This window comes from Streptomyces sp. NPDC026417, from assembly GCF_055567695.1.
Map to the genome: position 1 here is coordinate 1 of NZ_JBVHPY010000115.1, position 1,792 is coordinate 1,792.

The window sequence follows — 1,792 nt, forward strand, 5'->3', positions numbered from 1 at the left end:
ACGTATTGCTCGTTCTCGTCGACAACGCCGTGCAGCACGCCCTCACGCCCGACGAATCGGGGCGGCCGTTCGGTGCATGCCCGAGCGTCACCGAAGCCCACGAGCTGCTCATCGACGTCACGGATCCTTGCCCGCAGTTCCCTCATTTCGAACAGGCGGTTGCCGGTGAAGTGGCGCGTGGGCTGTGGGACATCACAAGGCAGGGGGCCGTCCTCTCCTGTTCGTCGCCGGTTCCGCCTCGACCTTGTTCGTCGCGCGGTCACCCGCCGGCGAAGCGGCGCGTCCGACAGGTACCACAGCAGTTGGACGGTGCGGATTACGCGGCCGACCTCGCGGAAGGTGTACGCCGCGTTCTTGCGCGAGCCCGCCCGTAGGCGCCGCAGCAGGGTGGAGGAGATGGCGCCCTCGCGCACGGAGACGGCCACTCGCATCAGGTGCCGGAACTGGGACTCGATCAGGTCGAAGTCGATAACGTTGCGACCGGGCTCTCCGAACAGGGCCTCGATGTGCACGTACTCGCTCCGCTTCGTGGGCTGGTAGAAGGTCAGGTCCTTCCAGTTCCTGATCCTGGGCATCAGGTCGAAACCCAGCAGGTGCGCGAGCGCGAAGACAGGGAAGCTCTGGCCCTGCGTATCCACGTGCACGGTGGTCGGTTTCAGCTCGGTTCAGTGGCGCGCCGGCCAGTGAGGGCAACGCGACCCTGCTGAAACGCCAGCGCATCATGCGGGAACTGCTCTGCTATCGTCAGCTTCCCATGGGGCACCGGAAGCCTTGCCTTCTGGCCGTCCCTGGTCAGCGACGTCGCAATCGGAGAGTCTGGGAGCATGCTGCTGCCGCTGCCCCATGGGATGATCGAGCTCATCGAGGTCGTCCGTATCACCGATCCCGCCAGGCACATCAGCTCTGAGGACCTGGCGGGCGATACTGCCGCGGTCTGGAGGGGAGACCAGGCCCAGCAGGCCCTATCTCTGATTGCCAATCTACCTGGCAGTGAGCTGTACCGCTGCTTCCTTCCCGGCTGGGGCATCCGGGCGCACAATTTCACCGACCAGCTCTTCGAGATCGCCTTCTGCTTCCGCTGTCACGGTGCCCGCATCTGGGGGCCGGACCTTCCTGTCGAACAGCAAGGCCAGACCTTCGACGCCGAGAGCCCTGCCGCCCGCGAACTGCTTCGCCGATTTCGCTCCTGCCTGCCGGACTGAAGTACAGGTCTCCCACGCCGCTGGTGGCCGCCCAGCCCGTCAGGCATCAGGAGGCAAACGCAACATCGTCCAACTGTCCGTAGCGCCGCCGTTGGGCGTGGCGTAGGTGATCAGGCAGAGCGCGATCCCGAAGACTCTTCGTGGATGTCGCTGCATCGTTGCAGGCGGCGGGAGCCGTGAAACCCGGCGTTAGGCGCTCTGGCTATTCGCCGACCGCGGCTACGACTGCGACAAGCACCGACGCCTCCTGCGAGCCGCGAGGCATCACGCCGAAGTTCGCCCGACGCGGCACCCCACACGACTCCGGCCTGGGCCAAACACGCTGGGTCGTCGAGCATACCTTCGCCTAACTCCACAGTTCAATCGACTGCACATCCGCTACGACGTGGCTGATCGCCCACCCCCGTTTCCAACCGCACTTCACGCCCACCGGTTCATCCTGGCTCAACCTTGTGGAGAGGTGGTTCGCGGAACTGACGAACAAGCAGATCCGACGTGGCATGCACCAGAGCGTCCAGGCCCTCGAGAAGGACATCCGCACCTGGATCGCCGCATGGAACACCGACCAAGCCCTTCATCTGGACCAAGAC

General features: G+C 65.0%; 2 protein-coding genes and 1 pseudogene. 2 read left to right on the forward strand and 1 reads right to left on the reverse strand.

Annotated elements, in window-relative coordinates:
• Positions 1-638: Tn3 family transposase (locus ACZ4NT_RS39270; RefSeq protein ID WP_467730218.1), on the reverse strand; the 638-nt coding region annotated here is incomplete at its 3' end.
• Positions 639-824: 186 nt separating this feature from the next.
• Between ACZ4NT_RS39270 and ACZ4NT_RS39275 the strand changes: the two genes are divergently transcribed.
• On the forward strand, positions 825-1,202 hold the full coding sequence (locus tag ACZ4NT_RS39275) for a hypothetical protein (RefSeq protein ID WP_467730220.1): 378 nt from the start codon (positions 825-827) through the stop codon (positions 1,200-1,202).
• A gap of 386 nt (positions 1,203-1,588) precedes the next feature.
• Positions 1,589-1,792 (forward strand): annotated as a pseudogene (locus ACZ4NT_RS39280) (IS630 family transposase); the annotation flags it as partial.

Coding starts and splice junctions, on each gene's coding strand:
- ACZ4NT_RS39275 (WP_467730220.1), top strand. CDS start 825: ATGCTGCTGCCGCTGCCCCATGGGATGATCGAGCTCATCGAGGTCGTC.